Origin of the sequence: Marinimicrobium agarilyticum DSM 16975 (assembly GCF_000423345.1) — a bacterium.
In the GTDB taxonomy this organism is placed as follows: domain Bacteria; phylum Pseudomonadota; class Gammaproteobacteria; order Pseudomonadales; family Cellvibrionaceae; genus Marinimicrobium; species Marinimicrobium agarilyticum.
Map to the genome: position 1 here is coordinate 227,354 of NZ_AUHU01000005.1, position 26,970 is coordinate 254,323.

The following is a 26,970-nucleotide window of genomic DNA, read 5'->3' on the forward strand; positions in this document are numbered from 1 at the left end:
CCTAATGTGGTGTTATGTGGTGTAACGAGATGCTTATTATTGGTTTATAAGACGTGCTACAGGGACGTCTCCGCGCCGAACCCGGCGCCGCCGTCGATCCTCGATACTTCGTCCTCCGGCGGCGCCGGTTTCGGACGCGGTTGTTCATGGACGACCTGTTGTGTTTGTCCGTAATGGATGCGAACAAAGGCATGTTGACGGGGGTCGAGTTCATAGCCCATGGCTTTTAGGTCTTCATCGGTGAGGGTGATGTATTGGGTCTCTGTCTCGTAGGCGTGGAACAGGAGGCGGTCATTGATGGAGCCCACCCAGTACAGCCGGTAGCCGCTTAAAGGAGCGTGAGCCGGATAAGACCTTTGACCGCGAGGCTTACCAGCACCATGCACAGAATCATTGCTGTGAGGCGTATCAGGCCCCGCCCGATCCATTTCAAGGTTTTGCGTAAGGCTTTCCCGAGGGTCTTCTGTGAACTTCGCCAGTACCGTCGATACTTGCGTCGCCATCCAGACAAGCGCCCCGATGACCAGGACGATTGCCAGTTGTAGCTTGCGATCTCGCAGTACAGAGATATTTTCGTTAGAGGATTTTGCTTTTCCGGTTTTCGTGGATTGGTAGCACTCGAAGACCTGGGGGTTGACCTTGTAAGTCTTCGGGGTGCCGAAGTAGTGACTAACGGATTTGCCGTTGGCTTCTGCGTCATGTTTGAACTCCCGCCATCTCGGTTTTTTGTTCCAGGGTAAAAGGCCGGTCATGTCCCGGTGTCTGAATGCCCACTCAACAACGCCCCGGATTTCCTTATGCACCTTGGCGATGTTGGGAGTGCAAATGTAAATGTCCCAGTTGCAATGCCGGTGTTGATCAAACGCGTTTTCGACGGTGGCCGGGCGGTTCATGGGCTCGCCGGTTTCGGCGTCGGTTAAGACGGTCCCGTCCGAGTAGGTCAAGGGGATATCGTCGGCTTGATCGAACTGGGAGAAGCTTCTGAGGCGCGTTGGGTAGGCGCGCTGGCCTTCGTCGATGACGATGAGCGCCCCGGCAGGCGCCCAGTGGAAGAACTTGGCGATGTGGTCGAAGCCTTCTTCACTGTCGGCGTGCACTTGGTGGATTTTGGCCGTGTCCGGGATATCGACTTTCATCACCTCGGCGATCCGGTCGATATCGTTGAAGCCGCGTATGTTGGTGACCAATTCCCGGCCTTCGATCAGCGCGGGAATCATCACGCGCTGAACGATGGAGAAGGACTTAAACGAGCCGGGGGGACCGTGGTGGATGACGGCGGTCATGGCATCAGGTCCATAACAAAGCGGGTCACAGCGGCGGACAGGATCGCGTTCAGGCCCTCCGGTATTCTCAGGTAGGTAAAGACCGAGAGGATGGTGCCGTCAAGGGCATTCCAGGCGTTTTCCAGGTACTCAGAGATGCCGAGGGATTCCAGCAGGCCGCTGGCGATGGAGTACGCGAACTCAAGCATGGTCAGTTTGATTTCCAGGTAGGCGACCAATGACCAGAGGGTGGCGCGGTCGGCCCAGCTGTCGAACTGGTCCCCGGAGTTTTCAACGGCCTCAATGGCCATGTTCAGAACGTCGATGATGCTTTCCACGGTTAGGCCCTCATGATGATGTAAAAGGCGTACAGCAGGCAGCCGAAGTAAACGAGGTTGCGGATCATGTCGAAGAAGTCACCTCGGGCGGCAATGCCGATTTCGATTTCTTGGCCGTGAACGGTGTGCTTGTTGGAGGGAATACCGGCCTCACCGCCGCCCAGGTGCGCGCCGATGGTGTCTTGAAAGTCGCCCTTGATTTGGTTGAAACGCTGTTCGTACTCGTCCAGGGCTTCCTGTATTTTTTGGTCCATGTCGAGTTCGTGCTCGATGCCCTCGAACTCTTCCAGGCCGGTAGCGGGGCAGCGTTGGAGCCACTGTTGTTTGATCATGGCGCACTCAGCGGAGCTGTCGGGGCAGACCGGGGGCGAACCGCAGTCTTCACCGCCCGAGACTTCCCCGTCACACTCTTGGGTCTCGGGGTCGCATTCGTCGATCAGTTCATCGGAGTAGCAGCCAAAGACGCCGTTCACGGAGCCGTAGGCTTGGCCGTCGGGGCATTCGGCCCGACAGATCACTTCCCCGTTCACGGTGCCTTGCTGAACCCAGCCATCGGGGCATTCTTGGCCGTTGCCACTGGAGGAACTGGACGAGCTGGAGTTGTTGGCATCATCCCCGTCGCTGCTATCGCCATCCCCGTTGCCATCGTCGTTATCATCGCCCCCGGTGGAAGAGTTGCTGTCGCTGGAGGACTGGTCACTGCTGGACGAGTCGTCGTCACCGGTCCAGCCGTCGTTACAGGTGTTCACGGTGGTGTCTGTGTCGGCGTTGTAGGCGGTGCCGGGGTCAAAGCCGCTGGCGCATTCATCCCCCGCCGCGCCGCACATATACTGGCCTTCGACACTCACAGCGGTATCAAAAACCGGGGAGTCGGCGCACTCGGTGGGGTCCTCGACAATATCGGTGCACTCGAGGCTGTCTTTGCCGAAGCCGTTGGCCGGTTCCATCATGCCGGGAGGACATTCACAGGTGGGGGGAGTCCCAATCTTAGGGGGAGGACAAGACGGCGGTTCGTAATAACAGGTGCCGCCTGCTATGTATCCATCGCCGGTGCCACCGGAATAGTTATAGGTATTACCAAGATGAGAGAAAGGCTGACCGTCTAACTCAGAAGGACAGGTCAAGTAATAGACACGACCGGAAGAGGACCCTTCTACGGCCGGTTTATTCTGAGACTCAGCGAGGATATGACCGTCGGGGACAATTGGCGCATCGCCGTCACAGCAAATAACATGAGAAGAGGCGTCAGTCGTGTTGCTTTGAGCGTACACATCCGTCGCGAAATACATATAGAACAGGAAAACGGCCAGGGGAATGTAGATACACCGACAAATGAACTGATGTCGTTTCACGTCTGCTTTCGATCTGGGGAGTTGCATAGGCGCCACCGACAAAAACGCCCCCGCAGGGGCGTGGTTCAACTGATGCGGCCGGTGTAGAAGCCGTAGATGAAAGACAGCCAAAACACCGCCGCAATGATCACGGTCACTAACATGACCGAGTCAGCCTTAACGGCCGATCAGGCGGGTCACGATGGCCACGCCCATGACAACAGCGGCAATGGCAATTACACCGCCGACGGCCAGCTGAACAAGGCTGGTGCCGCCGTCGATGGCATCAGTCACGGCCTGTTCATTGGCCCCGGCTTCCTGGGCGGAGGCCATGGCGGAGAACACCGTCATAGTGCCGACCGAGGCGATTTTTCCGGGGGTGGACTTGGCGAAGTGGGCGACTTTTTTCAATGCGTTGGATTTCATAAGGTCTTTCCTCTTGGTTGGTTTGCGTTTACACGCGGTTCATGAGCTTTGCGGTTCTGCCGGCGGAATGTCCGATGATGAACACCACCGCGCAGGCGCTCAGCAAGACACCGAACATCTGGAGGTCGAAGGTCAGAAGGTGGGCGAACTCCAGAAGGTCGGATTCGTAGACCTGCCACTCACCCGCACAGGTGACGGTGGTGGTATCCACCATCGTGACTTCCCCGGTGCAGATCAGTGGCGCGGTCATGGTTCTTAGCCCTTGCTGCTGGCGGTGGCGGCGGGCTTGGTGTCAGGCACTACACCGACCACGTGGGGCTGGGCTTTGCCCTGGGCGGCGCCTTTCATGCGCATAATCAGTTTCTTGCGCTTGATGTCGCCGTAGCGAATGTCATTGAGCTGGTCAAAGACCGCTGGGTCTGAGGGGATTTTGCGGACGCTGAAGCCGTGTACGTCGTTTTCCTTGTCGGGGTCTGGAGTTTCACCGACGAACACGCTGCAGAACTGGGTGCCCTCAACGGTGACCCGGGTCACGCTCAGTACAGTGGTGTCGTATTCAAATTGCATGGTGGTTTCCTCTTGGGTGGTGCTGTTCAGGGGTGCCGAACAGCGGGTTATTGGCTCCGTAGAGCCGCTTTAGGGTTAAAGCCTGTGGACAATCCGCTACGCGGACGGCGTTCGCCTGTTGACCACAGGTTTGCGCTCACGCGCCCTTGTCTCGCGGGACTCGACGTCTCCAAGTCATTTCTGTTTGAAGAAGGGGGCATGGTTGCTAAGGGTGGAAAACCGCAAAAAGCGAGGTAGCCATAGCGGATGACGTTTCTTAAGTAAGCGTCCAGGGTCTGGAGCTTGTGTAGGGTGTCGTCGTCTTCGGTGACCAGAACGGTGACCCGGTTGCGGTGTTCGTCGGGGTTGGCGCCGACGGGGAAGACGTTCAGGTTCAAGAAGCCCGAACGGGTGTCGTAATGCACCGTGGTGTGGACTTCTCCGGAGAGGCCGAGGATGAGGGCGGTGCCGATGACTTCGGACAGCAGGGCGTAGATGCGGCTGGTCAGAGTGTCCATTAGTGGGCCTCCACGAAGCGGGTGTATTGGCGTTCGACGAAGTTTTTGCCAGCGGCGGTGCTTTTGAAGTGCTTTTCCGCCAGTAGGGTGCTGTTGGGGAAGTTGCCGGTGTAGCAGCGGGCGATGGTGTGGCCCAGTTGGGTGTAGACCACTGCACTAAAGCGCTGGGGGCCCTGGTTGGTGGTGGTGCAGTGTTCGCCGCGTGAGCCGATCCAGTGGAGTTGTGACATGACTATTCGGCCTCCAAGAGCTGTTGGCGGAACAGTTCGACGTTGATCATGAGGCGTTTGCCGATACGGAGGGTGGGCACATAGCCGCGATCTACCCAGCCTCTTACTACCTTGGGTTCATCGCCCAAGCCGATCCATTCGGCGAATTTGACCCACGGGAGGACGGGGGGAGCGTGGCGTAAGGTTTCTTGTTCCAGTTCTTGAAAGTCCATGCGCTTTGTCTCACTATGTTTCACATTAACGATTGCTCTTTTAGTGGGAAGTCAATCGGTGTGTATTAACTAACAGCACGCCCTAAATATTAGGGTATGCCCTAATATTTAGCAATTAGAGTTTATTTATACGGATGGACGTAATAGATAGGGTAAAACTATTAAAGACTTTGGAAGGCGTAACCTATAGCGAGATCGCCGGAAAAGCGGGAATTGAGAAGAAGCGACTGGAAAATATGATCGGTCGTAAAGCCAAAGTGCGTCACGAAGATATTGAAGCCATCGCCGACATTTACCCGCAATATGAGGTGTGGCTGTTCACTGGGAAAGAGTTTGCTGCAGACGGGCAAATAAGCCCCATGACAAAGGAGGCAAAGGAGCGCTTAGGAACTCAAGGGAAGGTCGGTTAATCGCAGCAAAGGTTGCCAATCGATGGAAGAGGAAGGGAGTCTGACAAGCGCTTTAGTTGCAGCTACTAGTTTAATTGTTTCCAATGACACTATGGAAGGTAATAGTCTAATTTGTAAACGTGATATAAAGTTAGGGTTTGTTTAGAAAGTTTTTTTTGATCGGAAAAGGACCAGTTATGGAAGCGGCAAAAATAACGTTTTATGAGATAGAAAGGTGCGGGTATTACAGGCATGGAGAGCAAACTCCAGAGTTTGGCAATGTTGGTCTCATATTGCAGCAAATAAAAAATTGGGTTCACTCAGACGGAGTTTCTCTTGAAGATACATGTACATATGCTATCGAAGAGAGCGAAGATGTTCTTAGGACTTTTTGTTACGACATAGTTAGTGATGCAAGTACAGGAGATTACTTGCTTACAACTTGGAATGAAACTCCCTCTTATGATGGAAAGGTTGCTGCGGTAAAGGGGGCGTCTAAGGTTGGTAGCGCAAAAGTAGAGTTCGGCAAGCTGCCAAAGAACAGTATACCGGGATATGCAACATATTTTTGGTTTATCCCGTCGAGGAATTTGTTTGCGACGATTAGGTTTCAACACAGGATGAACGGTAAAAGAGGGCTGGATAAATACATGAAGGAATATGTGGGAAAGCTAAGTGATTATGTCGTGGAGTCTGAGGACGGCGACGCAGATTTCAATATTATCGGCTATGCTGACCTGGATGAATCAAATCCCCAAGGGTTGAACGCGCTCTTCAGAACTTCAATAGTTCGTAAACCTGGGAAAATTTCATATATTTTTAAAAACAGAAGGTCGATAAGAAAAATCGTAAGGCACAACAAGCTAATCCCAAATGATAAGGTGAGCAAAGGAACTTGGGAACAAGCGTTTAAACACCTATTTTCTGAAGCTAGGTCAGCTCCTCCATTAGATTCTAGTGTGAATTTTTCATATGAATTTTTGTATATGCCGGAGGAAGACGAGCTTAAAGACATGGTGCGGGAGTGGGAGGAAAACCACGACTCGAAATGGGATGACATAGGGTTTGGTATAAGTGGAGAGCAGACTCCAGTATGGCTAAGTAACTCTTTGGCAAGGGATGATGTGGATCTCGATGTGAAAAGAATGGATGAAGAGGTTGTGGACGGTAAAAGCATACTTAAAGAGGTTTGTCGACAGCGAGACAGGCTGCTGACCTTGCTAGAAAGTTGAGCTTAGAATATGAAAGGTTGGTTGAAAGCAGTCTTCGCATTTATTTATATAGCTGTTGCCATATTGTCGTTCATTGTTGGGGAAAATATTCCCATGAAGGAGCAGGTACATATATATGATGGTCTTAGGAACACAGCCGCCATAATTTTTGGCATAATGGGCGCTTGGATTGCTATGCTTTACCCAAATAAACTTAATGCGATTTTCAAAAGCAAAGACCTAGATAAGAGCGCCAAAGAAATAAGCGAAATAAAGCTTCTCTTCAAACCGATGATTTATTCTACGTTGATTTTATTTGTTGTGATTTCAGTCTCAATTCTGGTTCCTGTTGGGAGAAACTTGGAGTTCCTTGTTGGATATAAAGGGGTTCTTAGGTCTGCAAGTTTTTCTTTGGTGTGTACTATTACAGTTTTGCAGTTTTGGTCTCTTCTTATGACGCTGCTGCCTGGCGATTTTTTAAAGCGTGATATAGACGCGAAAGAGTCAAAAAATAAAACCATACAAGCTGTGAAGCCTACGAGAAGAAGGCAAAAAAGTAACCCAGTTGATTAGTTTGCAGTTTATGCGGCTTTACTGTGCGAGAAGTGACCGAAACTTAAGCAGTTTTCTATAAAGCTGTCGCTGACAATGCTTCCAAATGAGTCTTTTATCGGGACGTATTTTTCCTGCCAAACAGCGCTGTTTCTGATCGTCACGGCGGGCGTGACGTGCGGAAGCTTGGTTAGCATCAGCGTATACATCACCAGAGTGATCGCTGCTGGCTTGTAACTCGCCGTTACAGGCGTCTCCGACGGCCCTTTCAGGGAGACCAGGGGAATGATTCCCCTGGACCCGCAAGCCGCAGGCTGATGGGGGGGAGTAATCGGTGTTCTCGGAGTGATCCCCCAAAAATGTCCTTTGATTGTCCGATGTCTATCCCTAATACAATTCCGCGCCGGGAGCTTCGTGGAGGCTGCCGATATAGCCGCACATGAAGCAGAGTCAGCTATCACAGAAATCAAATTTTAGCAATTCATTGGTGTCTAAAAAACGAACAGCGCAAAACTATCTTTTTTATCGACACAACATGTTGTGTGTTTAACAGCTTATAAACAGGTTGTCCACAGGGTTTGACGCTATATATAGTGTTGCAGTGTCCTAAAAAGCGGATTATATTAGTGGCGTGGATGGAGGCTCAAGGATAACTTGGTCCAAATCGAAAAAACCCCCTAAAAGCTTTACCTTTAGGGGGTTTGAATCTCCTGCCAGAGAGATTTGGATAGGCAGTTTATGTCTCAGTCTAAACTACTGCAAGCTTCTTGAAGGTACTTTGACGTGTCCCCGTCCACAAAATTTACCTTTTAATTGATAGGAGCTTTAAACATGTCTAAATCCAAAGGTGGTGGTCGTATCGGAAGAGATGCGGGAACTGGTCGTTTTATACCGGTGAAGGAAGCCGAGAGGCGACCCAAAACAACTGTGATAGAGCGTATCAAGAAGCAATAAATACACTTTGGCCCCTTCATGGGGCCTTTTTCAGTTGTGGCTAACCTCAAAGGGGTGGCACCGCTTTGACCTAAATCTGCCCCCCCCCCCGACGTTGTGGTTGGCAGTTAAGGGTAGTGAATTCCAAAATGCCATAATCTATTGATTTTTAATAAATAGTTGGGTGTAGTGGCGAATTATTGAGAGGCTGGATAGGGACGAAATCCCACAATGCAGCCCAATGGACTGACAAAACCAACCTTACAGTAAGTGACGCTCCGCGCTGGCTCGTAACTCGCCGTTACAGGCGTCTCCGACGGCCCTTTCAGGGAGACCAGGGGAATGATTCCCCTGGACCCGCAAACCACAGGCTGATGGTTCTGAGTAAATCGCCCGTCAAGGTGGAGAGGAGGGCAGTGCGATAGAGGGCCGTGAATTTGCCCCCATTTTGCCCCAAAAGCTGAGTAAATAAGAGTATCAAAGAGGTTGCCCGATTTCGTAACTTATTGATTTTAAAAGGATAGTGGAGTTTTGAGTGTCATTGAAGTGCCGCTAAATGGGGTTCAAATCCTGCCGTTCCGACCAAATACCTCGAAAAGCCCCTGATTCCAAAAGAATCGGGGGCTTTTTCGTTCCCCCTCTCTAGCTGCCTATTCCGGCAATCGTGGTTGTGCTGTAGGGTAGGTAAGCGAAGCGCCACCTACCATCCTTTTCACTCTTAAGCATATTTCCCCACCCATCTGACTCTGGCACACTTGCTGATAAACAGCGCACGCTTTCTCTCGTGAGTATCTTTGATTTTTGAAAATCTTTTATTTTCAGGTGGTTACGTTTATAAATAAATGAAAGCTAGAGCCAACGTGTAAGAGCTCGATATACAGCTTTATGTGACAAAATTGGGTACTGTCGGCATGCTGTCGGGTCTTTTTCGTAACCGCCAGTCTAATTTTTTTGTCATTGTGACCGCTCAGAGCCGCGAGGATTTAGAATGATTGTTAAAAAGTTGAGAGAAGAAAGGAAGTGGTCACAGGAGCAGCTTGCAATACTAAGTGGTCTCAGCATTAGGACTATTCAGCGTGTTGAAAGTGGGCAAAGTGCCAGCCTGGAAACTCTTAAATCACTCGCCTCTGTATTTGATGTCGAAATATCGAAATTGACAGAGGAAATCACGATGATAGATAAAAAGTCAGAAATATGGAGATCACAGCCTTGGTGGTTTAGGTGGTCTTTTTTTGGGGTGCCATCAAGAAGAGTTCAGCTGGTTCTTGAGCTATTAGCCTTACTCGTTGGAGTAGTATCTATATTTGTTGCGGATAATCCTCGTGTGGCACCGGCATTTATACTAGTAGCGTATATTACTGGGTGGACCGTTCGTTACGGGGATAGTAAAAAAGTGTGGTAAGACGGTAACATAGCAAAGCCCTTAACCGGACTTCATTTCCGTTGCTTCTATTTTTTGCTCGAATAACGAAAATTAGAAGCAACTACAATTAACTGCTTGTAGAGGTGTTAGTGCGACAAGCAAAGCTTGGAGCATTCTTGCAGGGTGGAAGTCCCTGTCGGGTAAGGTCTAGCCAGCCACCCGTATCGAGTCTTGCGCGCTGCGCGGAGGCTGTGGATCGCGTACACTTTCCGGTGCGAGGGGCGACCCTCCCACGAGCAGCCGAACAACCAGTGTGAAGCGTAGACAGAGAATTGCACAGGCCATAGGGATTACGTGATCCTGAAGCGTTGGTATCGCTCCGACAATAAAGTGTCCTGACTGACGAGGCTTGTAACGCCGTCGAAGTCCATGCAAAGCAACCGCACTGGCAAGGTTGTGGCGAGTCAGCGGAGTTATCAAACCGTGGCATGTGTAAAGAGAAGCTCCAGGAACTTGTGAGATCCAAGGTGCTCCCGCAGGAAGTGGGTAGGGACGCTGAGTAAACAACGAGGCCAACGATGGCACTTTGGAAGTCGGACCAGTCCATAGTAGTCCGAGAGCGGGAAATCCGTTCACATGGCGAAGGGACTGGCAGTTGTATCACGGTGTGCAATAGACACATAGGCCGGACAAAGTAGGGCTGGACTCACTATGACAACCGCACTGCACACCATAGCATTTAAGGCACAAACCCACCCCACGCATCGGTTTCAGAATCTTTATGGGTTACTGGATGCTGATCTACTGATTCAAAGCTGGGGTCAGCTCAACAAGCAGTCGGCGCCAGGAATTGACGGCAAAACCGTTGATGACTATCGCCCCCGCTTGATGAGCCATATCGACCGCTTGAGCGGCCTGCTTAGAACCAAGCGATATCGGGCAGCCGACATCAAGCGGGTGCACATTCCGAAAAGCAACGGTGGCGATCGACCGCTGGGCCTGCCAACGCTGGATGACAAAATCGTCCAGCAAGGTGTCAGTCAGATACTACAAAATATCTGGGAGCAGGACTTCCAGCGGTGCAGCTACGGTTATCGGCCCAACAAGAGCGCCCATCAGGCGGTACACAGCCTGATGCTCAATCTTCAGTTCAAAGGCTACGGCTACCTCGTCGAAGCTGACATCAAAGGCTTCTTCGACAACATGAGTCACTCGTGGCTGATGAAAATGCTGGCCCAACGAATTGACGATAAAGCGCTCTTGGCGCTGATAGGCCAGTGGCTGAAAGCGCGAGTGCGAGAGCCGAGACGAGGGGCTATCAAACCGACCAGCGGCACCCCGCAGGGCGGTGTGATCAGCCCGGTATTGGCCAATATCTACCTGCACTACGCGTTGGATCTCTGGTTCGAAAAGCGGGTCAAGCCAAGGCTGCAAGGCCGTGCCATGCTAATCCGGTACGCGGACGACTTTGTTGTCGCCTTCCAGTACCGGGACGACGCCAGACGGTTTTATCAGGCGCTGCCCCAACGGTTGGAGAAGTTCGACCTTCAGGTGGCGCCCGAGAAAACCCATCTGAAGCGGTTCAGCCGGTTCCACCCCTCGCGCCGTCGAGTGTTCCAGTTCCTCGGCTTCGAGTTCTACTGGGATCGAGACCGCCAAGGTGAGCCGCGTCTGAGGCGAGTCACGGCCCCAAGGAAGCACAAGAGCCTGCTCAAATCGCTCTACGACTGGATCAAGCAGAACCGCCACAAGCGGCTCAATGGCTTGATGCCAGCGTTAAGACGGAAATTGGCAGGCTTTAGAAACTACTTCGGCCTGCCGGACAACAGTCGCAGCGTAAGCCGTGTGTATGACTTCGTGTTGAACACACTGTTTAAGTGGCTCAACCGTCGCAGCCAGCGCCATAGCTTCAACTGGCGGAGCTTCAAGGATATGCTAAGGTATTACCAGTTCGCGCCACTGCGAGTGTCCAAAAGGCAATTGGCGGTAGACTGGTACTGAGGGCTTGTGGATTACACGAGCAACGATACAACTGAAGAGCCGGATGCGGTAGTTCCGCACGTCCGGATCTGTGTGGGGGCGGTTCAGGAAACTGGCCGCTCTACCATGACTGTAACCAGGTTCCCAAGAAAAGTAGACACCTAATTCCCACTTAACGGAGGGTGTCGTTTTGACCAATCGGCTCTTCTCAAGAAATCCTGGGCGACGCCGATGTCACGGACATCCGCTGGGTTGCCTATATGTTGGCGACTGTCAGACGTGAATGTGGGGGAACATGGCAACCCATTCGGGAATGGGGAAGGGGGCGCAATCGTCCCTACGGAGAAGAAATAACGGTCACTGACCCGGTCACCGGAAAAGAGAAGACCAATGTGTACTACGGTCGAGGGTATGTCCAGCTTACCTGGGATTACAATTACAGAAACGTTGGTGAAAGGCTGGGCCTGGGGAACTCTCTCTACCTAAATCCCGATGATGCCCCTCAGTTCGAAGATCTTCTTTTCGCCTCATCCGCTCAGAAACTGTTTCGATTGATGCCGACCAATAGGTTTGCCAACTATGCTTAATTGCCGATACGTCTGTATTTTGTTGATGTCAGTCGCTGTTCCGGCATGTGCCGGCAGCGAGAAAACTGCTGTTCAGCCTGAAAAAGCAGCTGTGAAGGCAGAAACCAGTTCAGTAAATAGCCCAACCGGGGCTTCTTCGCAGACTCTGCCAGAGGACTGGGAAACACTCACCCACAGTGAGTGGTTGGACGCTTTAGATATCGCTAACTGTGACGCTGAGAATCAGGGCAGCGAGGCTCGCCGAAAGAACTGGATTCGTTTAGACAACAGTACACAGCTACTTCTCCTGACCTGTGGGCTTGGAGCCTATCAGGATGCTTTTCATGTCTACACGGTCAATGTTGAGGATAAAACGGTGGCCCCTGTCATGTTGACACCCCCTAAAGACGAAGGCGGCTCGGAGAGCGGAACTCTCGTTAGGGGGACACTGTATAAAGGTGACGAAGGAAACGTTGTGGAGTTGTTACATTTGTCCGCTGCCACTGGCGCTTGCGGATGGCGGGCTCTATACCCGGTAGATGATGTGAAGCGCGGTGGCCTTATAAAGCCAAAACAGGCGTTCTGTGACGGTGATTGCTATAACGGTGTAACCGTTCCGGATTGGCCGGAAATTGAGGGAGAATAGAGTTATTGTTTCTGTTTTCTGAATGACGAGTTACTGGGACAGATTGTTGAGCCGCTCTTGTTTTTCGAGGTATTCGTTTGCGCGCTTCAAGCCCTTTAATGAAGTTCCGGAGATTCTCTTGGCCACCTGTTTATTGTTGCACAGCGATGGCTCTTTTACCCAATAGCTTGTATGCATCTTCGCGGGGGATATTTTGTCGATTAGGCTGCACTTCACATATCCTTTGCTCTTGGCGGCATGGTGCCAGTAGTAGCTGATACCGACTCCCCCTACTGGAATGGCGACGATTCCTATAAAGATAATACAGGTGAAATACGGCAGTGCTTTCTTGTACCAGTTTTCTTTGTATAAAAAGGCAAAGAGCGACAGAGCATAAAGAAAACCCCCGACGCCTATAATCAACGCCCCGGGAGTGTAACTGTGAAAAGTCTCTACTAAAATGATTGGTGGAGTCTCCTCCAGTAGAGTTAGCAGGGTTTTTACATCGCCAACAAAAAAATACGCTAGTACCGAAACCAGTAAAAGGCACCCTAAGGCGAAGGCGCTGATAAAGGCGATTTTTTTGATTAGAAGAGCCATCTTGGGTCTAGGCCTTGTTTTATGGAGTTTAGCTTGTTCATGAAGAACCGTCTGATTGACTGTTTTATGGCTCGTCCAGTTTCATCAATAATATAATAGACTCCGTCCTGTATCGTCTCTTTATTCATGCTTTTGGCCAGCGATTCGTAGCTCTCTAGTAGGTCTACCATTCTTTGAATTTCCTTTTCGAATTTGTAGTGAGTCAGAACAGTGGCTACGCCTATGGAGACCGCGAGTCCGACGCCAATCGGCACGATGACAGGAGCTGCACCCAGGGTCACTAATAGACCGGCTGCCAACCCTTTTGCAGTCAGGTATCCCGCGATGCTTGCCATGGCTATTTTGGCGATATCAACAGACAAGTTAGCTATCCAGTTTGACCATCTATAATCTTCTTCAAAGAGCCACTTGATGCTCTGAAGACTGATCGAGAACAGCGCGGAAATGACAAATCCAGATTTTGCACCGGCTTTTAGGGCTTTCCCGCCAATGCCAAAATTCATCATCTTGGTATTTGTGGAAAGGTAACGGGTTCCCGTAATGATGGTTCGCAGTCTTTGGTTGCCTTTAAAAACGATATAGTTTTTCCCGCCTTGGGTGGTTATATAGTATTGGGAGAACAGATTTCCCGATTTCGCTAAGTCCTTGGCCAAGACGGCGAGCAAAAAACTGCTTTTGGCGGTGGTTAGGTTGTCTCTGGCCTGAGCGAGTGTTGTCTTCGTGGTTTCCACTCCAAATTCTTTGAGTTTCTCCGCGATCTGTTCGTTGCTCTGGCCCTGGGACCGTTGGATAGAAATCCACAGTTCCAGGAAGCCGGGGGCATCCAGGGTATAAATATCAACATTCTGATATTTGGCGCGGGCGTTGAGTTGCTGTCTGCTGTGGATGGCATGCGCGGACTGTGGCGGGTAAATCATCAACTATCTCCTTGTTGGGTGTCGAGCGTACGGTGATGATACTTAAAGTTATCGTCCGGCTGCAAGGCCTCTCGGACACCCTTTTCACGAAATTGTTGAAACGTGATCCGTTCCTCAGTTTGTGCGTTTCTCACGCCGCCAAATGCACCCGGTTGCGCCCGTTCTGTTTGGCTTTGTACAGCTGTCAACACCGGCCTGGTTTGTCCACATGAGGTTGGCTCAAAATAGATGGTCATTGCCACCATCATTTAAAACCAACGCTTCGGATAGCGTTGCCCTGAAATTAGTCTGTGGTATACCACCCCGAACGCTACAATTAAAATAGCGCCCGCCGCCGCTGGCATCAGCAGAAAGTCCCAGTGTTCACCTGCCAGCATGACGACCAGCGGATTGGCTCCGGCTGGCGGGTGAGTGGTGTTGGTCAGCAACATCAAGCCTACCGCTAATCCTACCGCCAGCCCAAGCGACCAGGGAGTGACGCCCACGAGAGATGCTACAGACAGACCGATCGCCGTGGTTAACAGGTGACCCACAATGATGTTTCTGGGCTGGGCCAGCGGACTTTCCGGCAATCCGAAAAGGATCACCATGGTCGCTCCAAAAGGAGCCATTAACCAAACCGAGGATTTAACGACGATGCCCAGGCTGCTCAGAGCCGTAATGCACAGCATTGCTCCCATGCCTGCTATCAGCGGGACAAGGAGGCGTGAAGTGGCCAGACGTTGGTACATGGGCAAAAGTCCTCAAAAGTAGACAGGTCGGTCTACCTATAGTAGACAGGTCTGTCTGCTGATGTCAAGATGCGAATATCTGGGGTGATGTGGGTATAACTATGGATAAGCAAGAACAGCTGGTTCGTACCGCCTTTAAATTGTTTTACACTCGGGGTATCCACGCTGTTGGGATAAACCTAGTGCTAGCGGAATCCGGAATAGCCAAGAAAACGCTGTATCATCATTTTCCCAGCAAAGAGCATTTGGTCGAGGCGGCCGTCCGCTATCGTGATCGTAGTTACCGAGCCTGGTTTATATCGAGGTTGGACGGTGTTTCTCCAGGCAGGCCTGCCTTGCTGGAACTTTTCAACGCTCTGGATGATTGGTTCCACAACCGGGTATCGGATATCGATCACTTCCATGGTTGTTTCTTCATAAATGCCAGTGCTGAGTTTGGCGACCGAGACAGTGCCATCCACCGGGCCTGTGCCGAGCACAAGGCTGGTATAACGATGCTGATTCGAAAACATGTGGCTCTGCTGTATCTCTCGGAAAAAAAAGCAGATGAGATCACACGCTTGGTTGTTCTGCTGAAGGAGGGGGCAATCTCGCTGGCCCATGTTCAGGGGAATCTTGATGCAGCCTTGGAGGCGAAGGGAATAGTGGAGGGCTTACTGTAAGCATGAATGACTAAGTGAAAGAAAAATCTGGTCTGATGGTAATTCCAGAATATATCTTCAAGCCCATACATAAAGAGAGTTAGATCATGGGAAAAATTATATTATTTATTCTATTGTTTTCCGTTTCTCTAGTTTCTACAGCCAATGAACTTGAGGGGGTTTGGGAGCTGGTTTCCGGGGAATACGTAGATAGCGAAGGACAGCTCGTTAAATACAACTCACTTGATCTTCGGTCGTTGAAAATACTCTCTCCTACACACTTTAGTTTCACGTCAGTAAAAGAAGGTGAGTTTTGGGCGGCTGGCTCAGGGACGTACAAAGTAGAAAACGGAAAGTACACGGAGATCCTGAGTTACAATTCTTTTGGGCAAAGCCACGGATCCGAATTTGTATTTGACACAAGAGTTGAGAAGGATTTTTGGTATAACTCTCGCTGGGACGGTGAAAAACGAGTTGAGTACGAGGTTTGGCGTCGAGTCGAGTGAACAAGCTTAGTAATTCCAGGAACCGCGACGGTACTCTCAGTGCCATAGTGGACAGCGGCTGGAAGTGCCATTAGGGGCTCGTTCAAGGTAGGCGGTTCAGGTGACATCTTGTAGCTATCAGTGATGATGAATGTTACAACGGCGTAAGCGTGCAGGATTGGTCTGAGATTGAGTCAGAATAGGAATTTTTATGTGATTGGAAAGTCACTGGGGCGAGTTGTTTAGCCGTTTTTGGTTTTCTAGATATTCATTGGCACGTTTTAAGTCTTTTAGTGAAGTTCCGGAGATTATCTTGGCCACCTGTTTGTTGTTGCATAGCGACGCCTCTTTTACCCAGTAGCTCGTATGTATCTTCGCGGGGGAAATTTTGTCGATCAGGCTGCATTTCACATATTCTTTGTTCTTGGCGGCATGACGCCAGTAGTAGCTGATGCCGACTCCTCCGGCTGGAAGAGCCAGTATCCCGATAAGAACAATCCAGCTACAGACTGGGATGAACTTTCTGTACCAGGCTTCTCGATATAAAAATGTAAATAATGATAGCGATGATAAAAAGATCCCCACTCCGATAATCAAGGAACCGGGAAAATAGCCGTGAAAGGTGTCTATGATAATAAGCGGCGGGCTCTCACGGAGGAGGGCAGCCTGTGATGTTACGTCATCGACTAAATAGTGTGCTAGCAATATAGAGAGAAAGACGCTACCTAAAGCAATGGCGCTTATAAAAGCGATTTTCTTTACTAGAAGAGCCATCGTGGATGTATGCCTTGCTTGATAGTGTTCAGTTTGTTCAGAAAGAGTCGCTTAATTGAGTGTTTAATCGCCTTGTACTTTTCTCACCCTGCCACATGCACCCGGTTGCGCCCGTTCTGTTTGGCTTTGTACAACGCCTGGTCGGCGATATACACCAGTTGTTCGATGGTGTTCTCGTCGCCCGGCAGGGCGGTGGCGCTGCCCAGGCTGATGGTGATGCAGTTGCTGGTTGAGGACTCCCGGTGCTCGATGGCCAGCGCTTCGATGGCGAGACGGGTGTTCTCGGCGATCTGGATGGCGCCGTTTCGGTCGGTGTTGGGGAGTATCAACATGAATTCTTCGCCGCCGTAGCGGACCACCATGTCGGTGGAGCGTTGCATCTGGCATTGCAGGGCCTCGGCGACGCGGATCAGGCAGTCGTCTCCTTTCTGGTGGCCGTAGGTGTCATTGAAGCGCTTGAAGTCGTCCACATCGAGCATGATGACCGACAACGGCTGTGCTTCGCGGCGCAGGCGCAGCCAGGTGTTCTGCAGGTAGGCGTGGCCGGAGCGGCGGTTGGCGACGCCGGTCAGTCCGTCCCGGTCCGCCAGCTGTTGCAGTTCTTCGTTCAGGGTTTCCAGCTTGGCGGTTCGCTCGGCCACTTTCTCTTCCAGGGTGTGGGAGTAGTCCTGTATCTGGGTGTAGAGGCGGGCGTTTTCGATGGCGACGGAGGCTTGCGCGGCCAGCAGCTTGATCAGCTCCACCCGGGCTTGGGTGAAAACACCGTCGGCCAGGTTGTTCTCCATGTAGACCGCCGCTTCAAAGCGCTCCCTGAGAATGGGCACGCAGAGTATGGAGCGGGGCCCGAGGTTGACGGTGTAGGGGTCGTTGACGAAGGGGCCTTCGCTGGCGGCGTCGTGCAGAACGACGGCTTCGCGCTTTTGAAACACCTGGGTGACGACGCTCATCGGTAGAGCGATGGGGTTTCCCTGGTGGTCCTGCAGTACCGAGTGGCTGGGAATATCCGGGTGCGGCTCGTTCTGCTCCGGCAAAACGACGGCCTCGACCATGCACTGTCCTTCGGTTCGTACAATCATGCAGCCCCATTGGCCGCCGGCATTTTCCAGAAGAATGGCCAGGGTTTTTTGCAGCAACTGTTCCAGCACCATCTCGCCGGAGATCTCGCGTGAGGCTTTCATGACCGAGGCGAGGTCCAGGTGGGAGAGGGGCGTCGCGGGTTGGCCCCGTTGGGCCTGCCATTCTCGCAGGACGGGGAATTGCTGTTCCAACTGGTCGACTTTGCGCTTGGCGCCCCAGCGGTTGTACACGCCGTGGGCACCGCGCAGGTAGCCCTCGGCCGAGCGCCATTTGTTCTGTGCAATAAGGTGGCGGGCGGCGCGTTCAAACGCGGTGGCTTCGTCCCGCAGGAAGCCGTGGGCCCGGGCGCCGTCGATGGCGGCATCGTAGTGCGTCAGGGCGGTATCATTGTCCCCGTCCAGGCGGGCCAGTTCGGCGCTCATTAGCGCTTGCAGGTGGCGGAAGTTGGCTTCGCAGTTGTCGGCCCAGCGGGTCATGCGGGCGAGATCCTGCTCCAACCGTTCGCGGGTTGCGTGTTGTTCGTTCTTGTCCATGTCGGGGTAGAGTGTGGTGAGCGTGAGGTTGGCGACGATATAAAAACGCACCAACTGCGGCAGTGACATGGCTGACTTGATCAGCTTGTCCTGCTTTTTGACAAACGCCAGTGCCTGCTCGTAGTGGCCGTAGAGCAGGTTAATCTCGGCGCTGTAAATGTGGTGGTTGGCGATGCCGGTCATAAAACGGCGCGCGTGCATGTCATCCAGGCACTGTTGGGCATCGAAGTCATCGCTGCTCAAGCTGGAGTGGCTTTGGGTGTCGCCGAGAAAGTTGCGTTGCATCTGCAGGAACAGGGTGCCGGAGTCGAGCGAGTCCTGATAGGCGCATTCGCGTACGATCTCGAGGTTTTCCTCGTGCAGGCGGCGGGCGGTTTCCAGGTCCAGGCCCGGGTCCCAGATAACGCAGTCTTGCGCGCTGTAGGCGAGGTAGAGCAGGTCACCGGACTGGTAGCCCGCCTCGATTCCTTTGCGGAACCAGGGGGTCAGGGTGGACCAGTGGTTGCTCCAGTGGTGGACGAACATCGCGTACACATAAATGACGCGCGCTCTCAGGCTCAGGTCGTCGAGCCGTTCATTGATGGCCAGGCCGGCTTTGGCGTACTGATAGCCGAGGGCGGGCTCATCCAGTTCGCCACACAGCAGCATGCCGTAGGCGGCATAGGCGAATGCCGCCTCCGGGCAGTTACCGCGATCCAGCGCCAGGTTGACCGACTTGAGCACCAGGTAGCTGAACAGGTTGCTGCCGGAGAGAAAAGCCGCTGCGAAAATCTCCACCAGCAGACGCATGGCCGCGAGGGTGGCCGGGTCGTCAATGACTGGGGCGTCGACCAGGTCGGCAATGTCCCGGCCCGCGAGATATTCCTCCACGCGTTGGCGCTCGGTGGCGATGTCTTCAAGGCTGGGGTGTTCGGTAAAGTTCACGCCCAGCAGTGCCAAACCTTCGATCGCCGCCTGGATGGACTCGTTCATCCGGCCCAGCGTAGCGTTTTGGCGGGTGCGAGTGGCGAGGATATCGGCCCGCTCCAGTGGTGTCTGGGCGTGGTCCAACATCAGTTCCAGCCAGCGGTCCGCTTCCTGCGTGCGCCCGGTCAGGTAGAGGCACAGTTGCATTTCGCTGGCGAGGGTTCGCATCAGCGAGGGCATGCGTTGCCAGGCGTCTTCCGGTATCAGGGTTTCGGTGATTTGAAGGTAGTCCAGCGCCGATTCGTAGGCGGAGGCCTGCCGGGCGAGAACGCCAGCACGGAGGTTGAGCTGGGCGAGCAGTCTCTCCTCATCCGAGGTGATCAGGCGTCGCCCCTGGTTGAGGTGGGTGACGATATCGATCAGCCGGTCATTGCCGACCACCTCCCCAGTGTACCGCAGCATCAAGCGGCCCACCCGCAGGTGGACGTGGGGTCGCTTGTCGGCTTCAACCAGGTTGTAGGCCGCTTGTTGTACCCGGTCGTGTTGAAACCGGTAATTGGGGTTGAGCGAGAGGTTTTCGTCCACTTGGTTGACCAGGCGATAGTCGCTGTGCAGCGGTACGACCGTGTACTGCTTTAGCGCGGGTAGCAGCGCCTGGGCGGTGTCCGCCGTCGAGTGCTCGTAAATTGCGGCGAGGGTCTGCAGCGTAAACGTGTTGCCGATACAGGCCGCCAGTTGCAGCACTTGCTGCGTCTCGGCGGGGAGCTGTCGCAGGTTTTTTACCATGAACTCAACGACGTCTTCGCTGATGTCGTGCCAACTGGCCCGATCAAGCCGCCAATGCCATTGGCCGGTCGCCGGGTCTGATTGAATCGCCCCCTGGGCGTGCAATTGGCGCAGCAGCTCGTTGGTGAAGAAGGGGTTTCCCTGGGCGCGTTGGAACAGCATGTCGCTGAGTTCCCGGCTCGCTTGCGGCTCGCACCGAAGGGTATCGGCTACGAGGTGCGCGACTGAGTCGCTATCCAGTGGGCCGAGGGGAATTTCATGAAGGCGGCGGTGATTGTTCAAATCTTCCAGCAACAGGCTCAGCGGATGGCCGGGCCCGACTTCGTTGCTGCGGTAGGCTCCGATCAGCAGCAGGTGGCTCTGCTCCCGAGACGTCACGATGCGGCGCAGCAGGTCGAGTGTGGGGGTATCGCTCCACTGCAGGTCGTCCAGGAACAGCACCACCGGGTGGCCGGCGCCGGCGAATACCCGCAAAAAGGCGGTCAGCACCAACTGCAGGCGGTTGCGGTTCTCGGCCGGTGGCAGCTCCGCCACCGGTGGTTGTTCGCCGATAATCAGCGCCAGCTCCGGTACCAGCTCGATCACCAGGGCGCCGTTGGGGCCCAATGCCTCGATCAGGCGTGCGCGCCACTCCACCAGGGTGTGTTCCGGCTCCAGCAGGACCTGTTGAACCAGAGCGCGAAAGGTGGCGGCCAGCGCCGAGTAGGTTTGCCCCTGTTGAAACTGGTCGAATTTGCTCTGCACCAGAAAGCCGCGTTCGCGGATCTGGTAGCGGTCAAGCTCGTTGACCAGTGCCGACTTTCCCACGCCGGAGTAGCCATGCACCAGGCAGAATCGGGTGCGACCGGCCACGGCCTGCTCGAACAGGTCGAGCAGCTCCTGCAACTCTTGGTGTCGGCCGTAGAGTGCCTGGGGCACCAGAAACCGCTGCAAGTGGTCTTTCTCGCCCAGGGCGAAGGGGAGCGGTGTTTGACCCTGGTGTATCGCCGTCAGGCATCGGCTGAGGTCATGTTGCAGGCCCTCGCTGCTCTGGTAGCGCTCTTCCGGGGATTTGGAGAGCAGCTTCAGGATGATGGCGGAGACGGCTTCGGGGACCTCGGGGACCAGTGCCTCGGGAGCCGAGGGCAGGCGACTGATGTGGTGGTGAACCCACTCCAGGGTGTTATTGGCGGCAAACGGGGGCCGGCCCGTGAGCAGCTCAAACAGCAGCACGCCGAGTGAGTAGTAATCCGAGCGATAGTCCAGGCTGCGGTTCATGCGCCCGGTCTGCTCTGGTGAGATGTAGGCCAGCAGTTCCTCGAACTGGTCCGACAGCTCGGTGGCCTGGCGCTCCTGGCCCAGCTCCGAGGCGATGCCGAAGCCGGTCAATGCCAGCTCCCCCGTGTGGGAGTCAAACAGCACGTTATGGGGGGTTATCGCCTTGTGGACGATTTCGCGGGCGTGCACCTCGCCCAGGGTGTGCACCAGGCTCCGGGCAATCTCCAGTACCCGGGTGACCGGCAAACGTCCGTTCTCGGCCCGATTCAGCACGGTTGCCAAGGCGCTGTCGTAGTAGTCGGTGATGAGGGCCAGGTTGCCACTGCCGTGTGGAAGTATCTGGTGAATCTGGCGTACACCCGGTACGCCTTCCAGGCGGGCGGCAATGCTGGCTTCGTGACGAAGTGCGGCCGCCTGTTTGCGGTCCGGGTACTCGGCATCCAGGGTTTCAATGGTCACTGTCGCGCCATCGGCATGGCGCCGGGCGCCATAGGCGACCCGGCCTGTATTGCGCCACAGACAGGAACGGATGGTGTAACCGGGTAGTTGAACGGTGCTTTGCATCAGGGAGTCTTTAACCAGGGAACAATCGGGTAAAGGTTTCGCTGAAAGCCTCGCGGGCGTTGTCACGAACCGGTTCGCCGTGGCCGCAGAGGACGTGTTTGAACGTTAGCGCTTTCAAACGCTGGAAGTCCTCGGCGCCGGGTTCTGCCGCCTGCAGCCACACCGGGCCGACATTGGCCGGGGTGAAAAAACCCATGCCCTCCATTCGTTCGCGGCTGGCATCGCAAAAGTGCTCATCGGGGCTCAACCAGTTCTGCAGGGCGTCGCAGGCAATCAAAATACCGCCGTCCCTTTGCAGATGGAGAACCCCTTCGGGGATTTTGCTGGTCTCGAACTGAAACACTGAGGCGTCGCCAAGGGGGAGCTCGGATGTCTGCAGCGTTTGCGCACCGAGTTCAGGATCGGTTTCTAGGCCGGGCATCACCCAGTATTGGGCCTGGTAGCGATCGAGGTAAAACGCATCATCGCGCCCGTGCAGGGCCCCCAGACGAACGACATCCGTGACCTTGCCCAGGCGTTCGAGTTGGGCGAGGCCCTCATCGCTGAGGCGAATGGAGTTGACGAGGATCAGCCGTTCGCCGTCCCGGATAATGGTCATGTTCCGGCTGAACTGCCAATCCAGATTCATCAGCACGGTTTCCATCGCACCGCTGACGAAAAATACATCGGAAAAAACCTCCTCGATGGCACCATGTGCCAGGGCGGGAGGGAAGGGGGTGAGCTGATCCATGCGGACTCCTCAATTTTTATGATAGCTGTAGTGACCCACGTAACGGTATTCTTTGGCGTACTCGTGGAGATAGGTGTTGAGATATTGCTGTTGAGCCGGGTTCAGGCGATTGTTTCGAATATCGTCCACGGTTTCGTCGCCATTGCTGCTGTCCAGCCGCTTGAGGTGGAACAGCGTCATGTCCCTGCCACCGAAAAAGCTCTTTAGGTACTCGTGCAAGGGGCGTGCCCCTGACATATCAAACACGGCGCCTGCGAGTGCAGTATAGTGAGGATGCTCGAGAAGCGCGTCCCGGTCAAAGGTCGGGTATTGCCCTTCGGGTGGCACGAATGCCGGATAGGACTCGGGCGAGTGGACCGGATGGTCGGCCAGAGCCTGGATGTAATCCTCATCCAGTTTCGCTTCTCGGGCCCCGGCCAGAACAATGTTCAGGTAGCGACGGCTGGGCAGGCGCTGGTTGTCGATGAACTGAGGCATGCCGATATACGTGAGGGCCGGGACGCTCCGGCAGCTTCCTGCGCGATGGTCAGGCGATTCCACTTTCACCTCTATACGGTCATAGCCGTGGCCGTAGGCCTCGGCGGCATCCAGTTGTTCAAGGGCCTCATCGGCGCACTCGTGCAGTACGCCCAGGACCCTGTCCTCAGGGTTTCCGGTCCGCTCGATATTGCCCACTCCTCCCTCATGCCGGAAAAAGTGCTGCACATTGAAGCGCAAGCGCCAGCCGGGTAGCTCGGCCCGGTGCGACGCCAGAGGCTCTACACCCTTAGCTCTCAGCGAGAGTCTGCTCATGTTCGAGCCAAAACCGAAGTAGTGAAACATAACGAAAGTAGTGATACGTGACCAAAGTAGCGAAGCATACCGCAGAAGGCCGGGGCTATCAGCTAAATATCGCAGCTCCCGCGCGTCGCTACTGCCGTCGATAACTCGACCTCAGGCGCTCCATGTTGGCACCAGATTACTCTTTTGGCCGTCGTATTTCTATAGCCACGCATCGGCGGGAGGCGACATTCCCGCCGGTGGGGCGGCTCATCCGTGTCGGGGGAAGTCCTTATCGTAGGGGACGGCGAGTTCCGGTGCGCTCTTGCGAGGCTGAGGCTCGGTCAGCACGGCTTCAAAGGTGGGCACGTCGGTGATCCGGTCCCCAAGGCCCCAGGTCTCCCGGGGAACGCCGTACCAGTCGAGCAGTGTGGCGGCGAAAGAGGTGGAATCAAAGCTCTGGCCGTTGTCGCCGCGCAGAACGGTCTGGGGTTTGATCCAGGGGGAGGCGAATACCGCCGGTACCCTCGGGCCCATGATGTCGAACTCAAACCCATCCGCGACGTCGTGGGGCCAGGGTTTGCGGGCATAGGGCGGTGGCATATGGTCGAACAGGCCGCCGTTTTTGTCGAAGGTCACCACCAGCAGCGTTTTCGCCCATACCTTCTCATCGCGGCTGAGGGCTTCGTAGATGTCGTTGAGCGCCCGCTCGGCGGGCACGACAGAGTTGATACCGCTGGCCGAGGAGCCCGGGTGATAGGACGTGCAGCCTTCACCGACCCAGGCCGGTTCCAGGTAGCTGAAGCGGGGCAGGGCATCCGCTTTTACATCGTCGTAGAACTGCTGCAGCGGGGCGATCCAGGGGGAGTTGGGCAGGGTGCGGTCGGTTTTCGCCGCCAATACCGCTTTGGCCCAGGCGGCATCCACCTCGGGGATCTGACCCTTGAGGTAAAGCTGGTAGGTGAACACCGCTTTTTCCCACAGGATGCTGTAGTAGATTTTCCAATCCCGATGGCCGTGGTTCCAGAGGGTTTTCCAGAGTGACTGTCGGTGGGCGGCGTCCGGCCAGTCCCGGTAGGCGTTGCCTCCCTCCCAGGTGCCCAGGCGGTTATAGGCGGAGCCGCTGACGGAGAAGCCGCGATTGATATCGGTGCCCCCGGGCACTGAGCCGAACCAGTCATCACTTACGGCGAATGCCTGGGCGAGGCCATTGAGCACCGTCAGTTGTTGCGGGGTAAAGCTCGAGAGCACTGCGGCGGTGTTCTGGTTCCAGGCGAAGCCGTCCATGGTGGCGGGCTGTTTCTGTGCGTAGCCCTCGTAGCCATGGAACATCTGCATCAAGATGTCGCTGTTGTCGTGCCAGGGGTCCTGGGCCGGGCCGCCGAGCACAAACTCGTTGCTCAGGTGGCCTCCCATGTATTGGCTCACAAATGCCGCCTGGCCATCCGGCAGAGGATTGCTCATGGACGGATCGAGGCCACGGAAGCCGTCCGGGTGCGGGCCGACCCAGTTCAGGCCATCTTGCTGGCCTCGGGTGTAGAGCCAGCCCAGCACATTGTCGAAGGACCGACTTTCCAGCATGAGATAGACCACATGCTCGATCTTCTCGCGCATGAAGCCGAGGGTGCCGGGCGTTTTGGCCAGAGGCTGATCGACGGCTTGGCTCGGTGACACGCCCATGAGGGTCGATTGCCGCTCAAAACCCGCGGGCAGTGGTGCAGTGTTGATTGGTTCGCCCCCCAGAGGGTCGGCGTTGCGCGGGTCAAAGGCCCAAATTCGACAACCCGCTGAGGGCGCCTCGGGCTTCCAGGTCACGAGGTGTTTCCCGATCACCGCCATGGCATCGCTCTGGTCGATCCCGCTCCAGGTGCCTTCCTGTAGCGTGGGAAGCGCCAGCGGCGGTGTCGATTGCGGGTCAAAACTCCAGACCCGGAAATGGGCGCCTTTGCGATCCAGTACGACGTTGCCGATGGGGTACAGCTCGCGGTCGGCGGCAATATCCCGAAAGCCGCCGCTTTCAAAATTCCCGGCGGAAAGACAATCGTATTCGGCGTCCGGGTCGAAATTCCAGAGTTGATAGCTGCGACGTCCGGCCGCGGGGATGATGCTGAGCACATAACCCGGCAGGCCGATCAGTTCGATCTGTTCGAAGCTGGCGCCGAAGTTGGGGCGGTAATCGCCGAAGAATTTTTCTTTCTTCCAACGGCCGTAGGTGACCGTCCTCTCTGCCAGCGGGTTGCCGCTGTCCCGGTCGAATTGGATGACCCGGTAGTGAATCACCGGGTCATCCGCGGTGGGCGCAGTCCAGTCCACCAGGTAACCGCCGACTTGCATCAGCCGGTGATTGACCGCAAAGCTGGCTTGCGGGTCCATTGGCACCTCGGCAAAGGCCTCGGGTGCCCGGGCGTTGAAGGCGTAAGACGCGTAGTGGTCGGAGTCGGGCTGCCGGCTGAGAACAAAAGTCTCGGCCGTGGATTGCGCAACCGTGGGCGTGAATTGGTTATTGTCGAGACTGAACTCCTGATTCTGCTCCTTCATGATCGCCAGGAGAGTGTCGATTTTATCCTTTCGTACGGAGCCCGTTGTCGGGTCCCAACCCCATTTTTCCCTCAACCCGGCCAGTACGCGGTAGGGATCATGATCGGGGTGCTCGGACATGTGAGCCTGCCAACCGGCCGCGATCAGATCCTGACACATGACGTTGATCGGAGGCGGGTAGTCGCCGTTGGGTTTGGTGGCATCGCTTAGCGGCAGGTCGGTGTCATACAGGTATTCGCTGGGGTGGTTGGCGCACAATACCCAGGTTTGCGCTGAAGGTGCGCCGGTGCCGTCCTCAAGGATCGACAGTGGCACAATATTCAGAACGGCCGGTGTTGTTTCCAGGTTGAAGGCTTGCGCCAACCACTCATGAACCGGTTCGCCATAGGCCACGACCGGCTGAGTCAGGGTGCGGTGGGTTTCCTCCAGCGGGCGCAGAAAGTTCTGCAACTGCGCTTTGGCGTAGGGAATGAAGTCTTCATTGTAGTCACTGAGCGCCTCGCCGGCACCGCCGGGAGCGGCTACCGGAGCCACATCCACAATACGTTCGACGGCCGTGTTGTGAGTGCCGTTGAAGCCGTTTTGTGCCAACAGACACTCCCAGCGTCGGTTGGTGGGGGAGTAGAGATAATCTTTGTACGTAAAGGTTTCCAGAGGCGGGAAATGCAATAGCTGAATGGATTTGACGTTCGCCATTGCCAGGCCGAACGGCAGTAAAAACTCCCAGTCCTTGCGGGCCGAGTAAGGGATGTTATCGTAATAACTGGCCATCGCCAGTTTGCCCGCCGCGATATATTGCGGGATCAGGGTCTCGTAAGCGGAAACGTCGTCACAGGGGCTGGTGATTTTCAGTCGGTACTCGCCATTTCCGTTGCGGTACGCCTGTGCCCAGGACCCGAAATAACAATCGCGTTGCAGCGTCTGACTTAATACGAAGGTGATGGCATCTTCTAGGCGGGGGCTGTCTTTCCCAAACCGAAACAGACCTTCGATATCGTGATAATAACCCAGCGCAATATCGATACTGCTGCATTTTTTATTCATTGTCAGGCCTCATCAAAACCGTCTGTCGTTAATGTCAGGTGGGCAGTATGATGTGGCCCAAGAATAGATGCCAGTGATTCGTTTGTCGGGGTCGACAACCTGTAGGCCCGTTTTATCCTCTACCGCTCGCGCGCAAGCGTCGAGCC

The 26,970-nt window shown here is 54.6% G+C and carries 28 protein-coding genes; 10 read left to right on the forward strand and 18 right to left on the reverse strand.

Annotated features, from left to right (window positions below; genetic code table 11):
- Positions 1-56: 56 nt before the first annotated feature.
- The 9 genes from G547_RS0106240 to G547_RS0106280 all read right to left on the reverse strand — a co-directional run bounded on the left by G547_RS0106240 (position 57) and on the right by G547_RS0106280 (position 4,863).
- Complete coding sequence (locus tag G547_RS0106240; RefSeq protein ID WP_027329105.1) at positions 57-1,283, reverse strand: zonular occludens toxin family protein; 1,227 nt, start codon at positions 1,281-1,283, stop codon at positions 57-59.
- Positions 1,280-1,600, reverse strand: a complete 321-nt coding sequence (locus G547_RS20375; protein ID WP_051234931.1) for a DUF2523 family protein — start codon at positions 1,598-1,600, stop codon at positions 1,280-1,282. The genes G547_RS0106240 and G547_RS20375 overlap by 4 nt, the downstream gene beginning before the upstream one ends.
- Before the next feature lie 2 nt (positions 1,601-1,602).
- A complete protein-coding gene (locus G547_RS0106250) occupies positions 1,603-2,550 on the reverse strand; it encodes a hypothetical protein (protein WP_027329106.1) in 948 nt (315 codons plus the stop codon).
- Between the two features lie 558 nt (positions 2,551-3,108).
- Positions 3,109-3,357, reverse strand: coding sequence for a hypothetical protein (locus tag G547_RS20380; protein ID WP_036187401.1), 249 nt, complete (start codon positions 3,355-3,357; stop codon positions 3,109-3,111).
- A gap of 28 nt (positions 3,358-3,385) precedes the next feature.
- On the reverse strand, positions 3,386-3,607 hold the full coding sequence (locus G547_RS0106260) for a hypothetical protein (protein WP_027329108.1): 222 nt from the start codon (positions 3,605-3,607) through the stop codon (positions 3,386-3,388).
- A gap of 5 nt (positions 3,608-3,612) precedes the next feature.
- A complete protein-coding gene (locus G547_RS0106265; RefSeq protein ID WP_027329109.1) occupies positions 3,613-3,924 on the reverse strand; it encodes a hypothetical protein in 312 nt (103 codons plus the stop codon).
- A gap of 47 nt (positions 3,925-3,971) precedes the next feature.
- On the reverse strand, positions 3,972-4,421 hold the full coding sequence (locus tag G547_RS0106270) for a hypothetical protein (RefSeq protein WP_027329110.1): 450 nt from the start codon (positions 4,419-4,421) through the stop codon (positions 3,972-3,974).
- Positions 4,421-4,651, reverse strand: a complete 231-nt coding sequence (locus G547_RS0106275) for a hypothetical protein (protein ID WP_027329111.1) — start codon at positions 4,649-4,651, stop codon at positions 4,421-4,423. The genes G547_RS0106270 and G547_RS0106275 overlap by 1 nt, the downstream gene beginning before the upstream one ends.
- A gap of 2 nt (positions 4,652-4,653) precedes the next feature.
- Positions 4,654-4,863, reverse strand: coding sequence for a hypothetical protein (locus G547_RS0106280; RefSeq protein ID WP_027329112.1), 210 nt, complete (start codon positions 4,861-4,863; stop codon positions 4,654-4,656).
- Positions 4,864-4,997: 134 nt separating this feature from the next.
- Here G547_RS0106280 and G547_RS0106285 point away from each other — a divergent pair, with 134 nt between their 5' ends.
- The 8 genes from G547_RS0106285 (at position 4,998) to G547_RS0106310 (ending at position 12,503) form a co-directional block, all read left to right on the forward strand.
- Positions 4,998-5,273 carry a helix-turn-helix domain-containing protein gene (locus tag G547_RS0106285; protein ID WP_027329113.1) on the forward strand — a complete coding sequence of 92 codons (276 nt, stop codon included), beginning with the start codon at positions 4,998-5,000 and terminating at the stop codon, positions 5,271-5,273.
- Between the two features lie 176 nt (positions 5,274-5,449).
- A complete protein-coding gene (locus G547_RS0106290) occupies positions 5,450-6,484 on the forward strand; it encodes a hypothetical protein (RefSeq protein WP_027329114.1) in 1,035 nt (344 codons plus the stop codon).
- 9 nt (positions 6,485-6,493) lie between these two features.
- The gene (locus G547_RS0106295; protein ID WP_027329115.1) at positions 6,494-7,036 is read left to right on the forward strand and encodes a hypothetical protein; all 543 of its coding nucleotides are present in this window, start codon (positions 6,494-6,496) and stop codon (positions 7,034-7,036) included.
- Between the two features lie 810 nt (positions 7,037-7,846).
- Entirely contained in the window at positions 7,847-7,969 is a 123-nt protein-coding gene (locus tag G547_RS23950; protein ID WP_281167755.1) for a hypothetical protein, read from the forward strand.
- A gap of 967 nt (positions 7,970-8,936) precedes the next feature.
- Positions 8,937-9,350, forward strand: coding sequence for a helix-turn-helix domain-containing protein (locus G547_RS22985; RefSeq protein WP_084645730.1), 414 nt, complete (start codon positions 8,937-8,939; stop codon positions 9,348-9,350).
- A 672-nt stretch (positions 9,351-10,022) separates the two neighbouring features.
- The gene (gene ltrA, locus G547_RS0106300) at positions 10,023-11,312 is read left to right on the forward strand and encodes a group II intron reverse transcriptase/maturase (protein ID WP_027329116.1); all 1,290 of its coding nucleotides are present in this window, start codon (positions 10,023-10,025) and stop codon (positions 11,310-11,312) included.
- Positions 11,313-11,551: 239 nt separating this feature from the next.
- Positions 11,552-11,878: a glycoside hydrolase family 19 protein gene (locus tag G547_RS22990; RefSeq protein WP_084645732.1), complete on the forward strand. Its 327-nt coding sequence runs from the start codon at positions 11,552-11,554 to the stop codon at positions 11,876-11,878.
- Positions 11,871-12,503 carry a DUF1176 domain-containing protein gene (locus tag G547_RS0106310; RefSeq protein WP_027329118.1) on the forward strand — a complete coding sequence of 211 codons (633 nt, stop codon included), beginning with the start codon at positions 11,871-11,873 and terminating at the stop codon, positions 12,501-12,503. The genes G547_RS22990 and G547_RS0106310 overlap by 8 nt, the downstream gene beginning before the upstream one ends.
- A 30-nt stretch (positions 12,504-12,533) precedes the next feature.
- Here the strand turns inward: G547_RS0106310 and G547_RS0106315 are convergent, their stop codons facing one another.
- The 4 genes from G547_RS0106315 to G547_RS0106330 are packed head-to-tail and all read right to left on the reverse strand — an operon-like array spanning position 12,534 to position 14,730.
- Entirely contained in the window at positions 12,534-13,082 is a 549-nt protein-coding gene (locus tag G547_RS0106315; protein ID WP_027329119.1) for a hypothetical protein, read from the reverse strand.
- Positions 13,070-13,999 (reverse strand): hypothetical protein, encoded by a 930-nt coding sequence (locus G547_RS0106320; protein WP_027329120.1) that lies wholly within the window; start codon positions 13,997-13,999, stop codon positions 13,070-13,072. Before G547_RS0106320 ends, G547_RS0106315 begins: the two co-directional genes overlap by 13 nt.
- Positions 13,999-14,235, reverse strand: coding sequence for a hypothetical protein (locus tag G547_RS0106325; RefSeq protein WP_027329121.1), 237 nt, complete (start codon positions 14,233-14,235; stop codon positions 13,999-14,001). The genes G547_RS0106320 and G547_RS0106325 overlap by 1 nt, the downstream gene beginning before the upstream one ends.
- Before the next feature lie 12 nt (positions 14,236-14,247).
- A complete protein-coding gene (locus tag G547_RS0106330) occupies positions 14,248-14,730 on the reverse strand; it encodes an HPP family protein (RefSeq protein WP_027329122.1) in 483 nt (160 codons plus the stop codon).
- A 101-nt stretch (positions 14,731-14,831) separates the two neighbouring features.
- Here G547_RS0106330 and G547_RS0106335 point away from each other — a divergent pair, with 101 nt between their 5' ends.
- Positions 14,832-15,392 (forward strand): TetR/AcrR family transcriptional regulator, encoded by a 561-nt coding sequence (locus tag G547_RS0106335; RefSeq protein WP_027329123.1) that lies wholly within the window; start codon positions 14,832-14,834, stop codon positions 15,390-15,392.
- Between the two features lie 86 nt (positions 15,393-15,478).
- Complete coding sequence (locus G547_RS20390; RefSeq protein WP_051234933.1) at positions 15,479-15,877, forward strand: hypothetical protein; 399 nt, start codon at positions 15,479-15,481, stop codon at positions 15,875-15,877.
- 204 nt (positions 15,878-16,081) lie between these two features.
- Here G547_RS20390 and G547_RS0106345 read toward each other — a convergent pair whose 3' ends face one another.
- The 5 genes from G547_RS0106345 to G547_RS22545 form a co-directional block, all read right to left on the reverse strand.
- A complete protein-coding gene (locus G547_RS0106345; RefSeq protein WP_027329124.1) occupies positions 16,082-16,630 on the reverse strand; it encodes a hypothetical protein in 549 nt (182 codons plus the stop codon).
- Positions 16,631-16,713: 83 nt separating this feature from the next.
- Positions 16,714-21,753 (reverse strand): diguanylate cyclase, encoded by a 5,040-nt coding sequence (locus tag G547_RS0106350; protein ID WP_027329125.1) that lies wholly within the window; start codon positions 21,751-21,753, stop codon positions 16,714-16,716.
- A 10-nt stretch (positions 21,754-21,763) separates the two neighbouring features.
- Complete coding sequence (locus G547_RS0106355) at positions 21,764-22,483, reverse strand: MBL fold metallo-hydrolase (protein ID WP_027329126.1); 720 nt, start codon at positions 22,481-22,483, stop codon at positions 21,764-21,766.
- Positions 22,484-22,492: 9 nt separating this feature from the next.
- Positions 22,493-23,305: a gamma-glutamylcyclotransferase family protein gene (locus G547_RS0106360; RefSeq protein ID WP_027329127.1), complete on the reverse strand. Its 813-nt coding sequence runs from the start codon at positions 23,303-23,305 to the stop codon at positions 22,493-22,495.
- A gap of 207 nt (positions 23,306-23,512) precedes the next feature.
- Entirely contained in the window at positions 23,513-26,824 is a 3,312-nt protein-coding gene (locus G547_RS22545) for an alkaline phosphatase family protein (RefSeq protein WP_051234935.1), read from the reverse strand.
- Positions 26,825-26,970 lie beyond the last annotated feature (146 nt).

Bases quoted from the DNA above. Each gene is read 5' to 3' on its own strand.
- G547_RS0106240 (WP_027329105.1), bottom strand. From the start codon at position 1,283: ATGACCGCCGTCATCCACCACGGTCCCCCCGGCTCGTTTAAGTCCTTC.
- G547_RS0106250 (WP_027329106.1), bottom strand. From the start codon at position 2,550: ATGATGGAACCGGCCAACGGCTTCGGCAAAGACAGCCTCGAGTGCACC.
- G547_RS20380 (WP_036187401.1), bottom strand. From the start codon at position 3,357: ATGAAATCCAACGCATTGAAAAAAGTCGCCCACTTCGCCAAGTCCACC.
- G547_RS0106260 (WP_027329108.1), bottom strand. From the start codon at position 3,607: ATGACCGCGCCACTGATCTGCACCGGGGAAGTCACGATGGTGGATACC.
- G547_RS0106265 (WP_027329109.1), bottom strand. From the start codon at position 3,924: ATGCAATTTGAATACGACACCACTGTACTGAGCGTGACCCGGGTCACC.
- G547_RS0106270 (WP_027329110.1), bottom strand. From the start codon at position 4,421: ATGGACACTCTGACCAGCCGCATCTACGCCCTGCTGTCCGAAGTCATC.
- G547_RS0106275 (WP_027329111.1), bottom strand. From the start codon at position 4,651: ATGTCACAACTCCACTGGATCGGCTCACGCGGCGAACACTGCACCACC.
- G547_RS0106280 (WP_027329112.1), bottom strand. From the start codon at position 4,863: ATGGACTTTCAAGAACTGGAACAAGAAACCTTACGCCACGCTCCCCCC.
- G547_RS0106285 (WP_027329113.1), top strand. From the start codon at position 4,998: ATGGACGTAATAGATAGGGTAAAACTATTAAAGACTTTGGAAGGCGTA.
- G547_RS0106290 (WP_027329114.1), top strand. From the start codon at position 5,450: ATGGAAGCGGCAAAAATAACGTTTTATGAGATAGAAAGGTGCGGGTAT.
- G547_RS0106295 (WP_027329115.1), top strand. From the start codon at position 6,494: ATGAAAGGTTGGTTGAAAGCAGTCTTCGCATTTATTTATATAGCTGTT.
- G547_RS23950 (WP_281167755.1), top strand. From the start codon at position 7,847: ATGTCTAAATCCAAAGGTGGTGGTCGTATCGGAAGAGATGCGGGAACT.
- G547_RS22985 (WP_084645730.1), top strand. From the start codon at position 8,937: ATGATTGTTAAAAAGTTGAGAGAAGAAAGGAAGTGGTCACAGGAGCAG.
- ltrA (WP_027329116.1), top strand. From the start codon at position 10,023: ATGACAACCGCACTGCACACCATAGCATTTAAGGCACAAACCCACCCC.
- G547_RS22990 (WP_084645732.1), top strand. From the start codon at position 11,552: ATGTTGGCGACTGTCAGACGTGAATGTGGGGGAACATGGCAACCCATT.
- G547_RS0106310 (WP_027329118.1), top strand. From the start codon at position 11,871: ATGCTTAATTGCCGATACGTCTGTATTTTGTTGATGTCAGTCGCTGTT.
- G547_RS0106315 (WP_027329119.1), bottom strand. From the start codon at position 13,082: ATGGCTCTTCTAATCAAAAAAATCGCCTTTATCAGCGCCTTCGCCTTA.
- G547_RS0106320 (WP_027329120.1), bottom strand. From the start codon at position 13,999: ATGATTTACCCGCCACAGTCCGCGCATGCCATCCACAGCAGACAGCAA.
- G547_RS0106325 (WP_027329121.1), bottom strand. From the start codon at position 14,235: ATGACCATCTATTTTGAGCCAACCTCATGTGGACAAACCAGGCCGGTG.
- G547_RS0106330 (WP_027329122.1), bottom strand. From the start codon at position 14,730: ATGTACCAACGTCTGGCCACTTCACGCCTCCTTGTCCCGCTGATAGCA.
- G547_RS0106335 (WP_027329123.1), top strand. From the start codon at position 14,832: ATGGATAAGCAAGAACAGCTGGTTCGTACCGCCTTTAAATTGTTTTAC.
- G547_RS20390 (WP_051234933.1), top strand. From the start codon at position 15,479: ATGGGAAAAATTATATTATTTATTCTATTGTTTTCCGTTTCTCTAGTT.
- G547_RS0106345 (WP_027329124.1), bottom strand. From the start codon at position 16,630: ATGGCTCTTCTAGTAAAGAAAATCGCTTTTATAAGCGCCATTGCTTTA.
- G547_RS0106350 (WP_027329125.1), bottom strand. From the start codon at position 21,753: ATGCAAAGCACCGTTCAACTACCCGGTTACACCATCCGTTCCTGTCTG.
- G547_RS0106355 (WP_027329126.1), bottom strand. From the start codon at position 22,483: ATGGATCAGCTCACCCCCTTCCCTCCCGCCCTGGCACATGGTGCCATC.
- G547_RS0106360 (WP_027329127.1), bottom strand. From the start codon at position 23,305: ATGTTTCACTACTTCGGTTTTGGCTCGAACATGAGCAGACTCTCGCTG.
- G547_RS22545 (WP_051234935.1), bottom strand. From the start codon at position 26,824: ATGAATAAAAAATGCAGCAGTATCGATATTGCGCTGGGTTATTATCAC.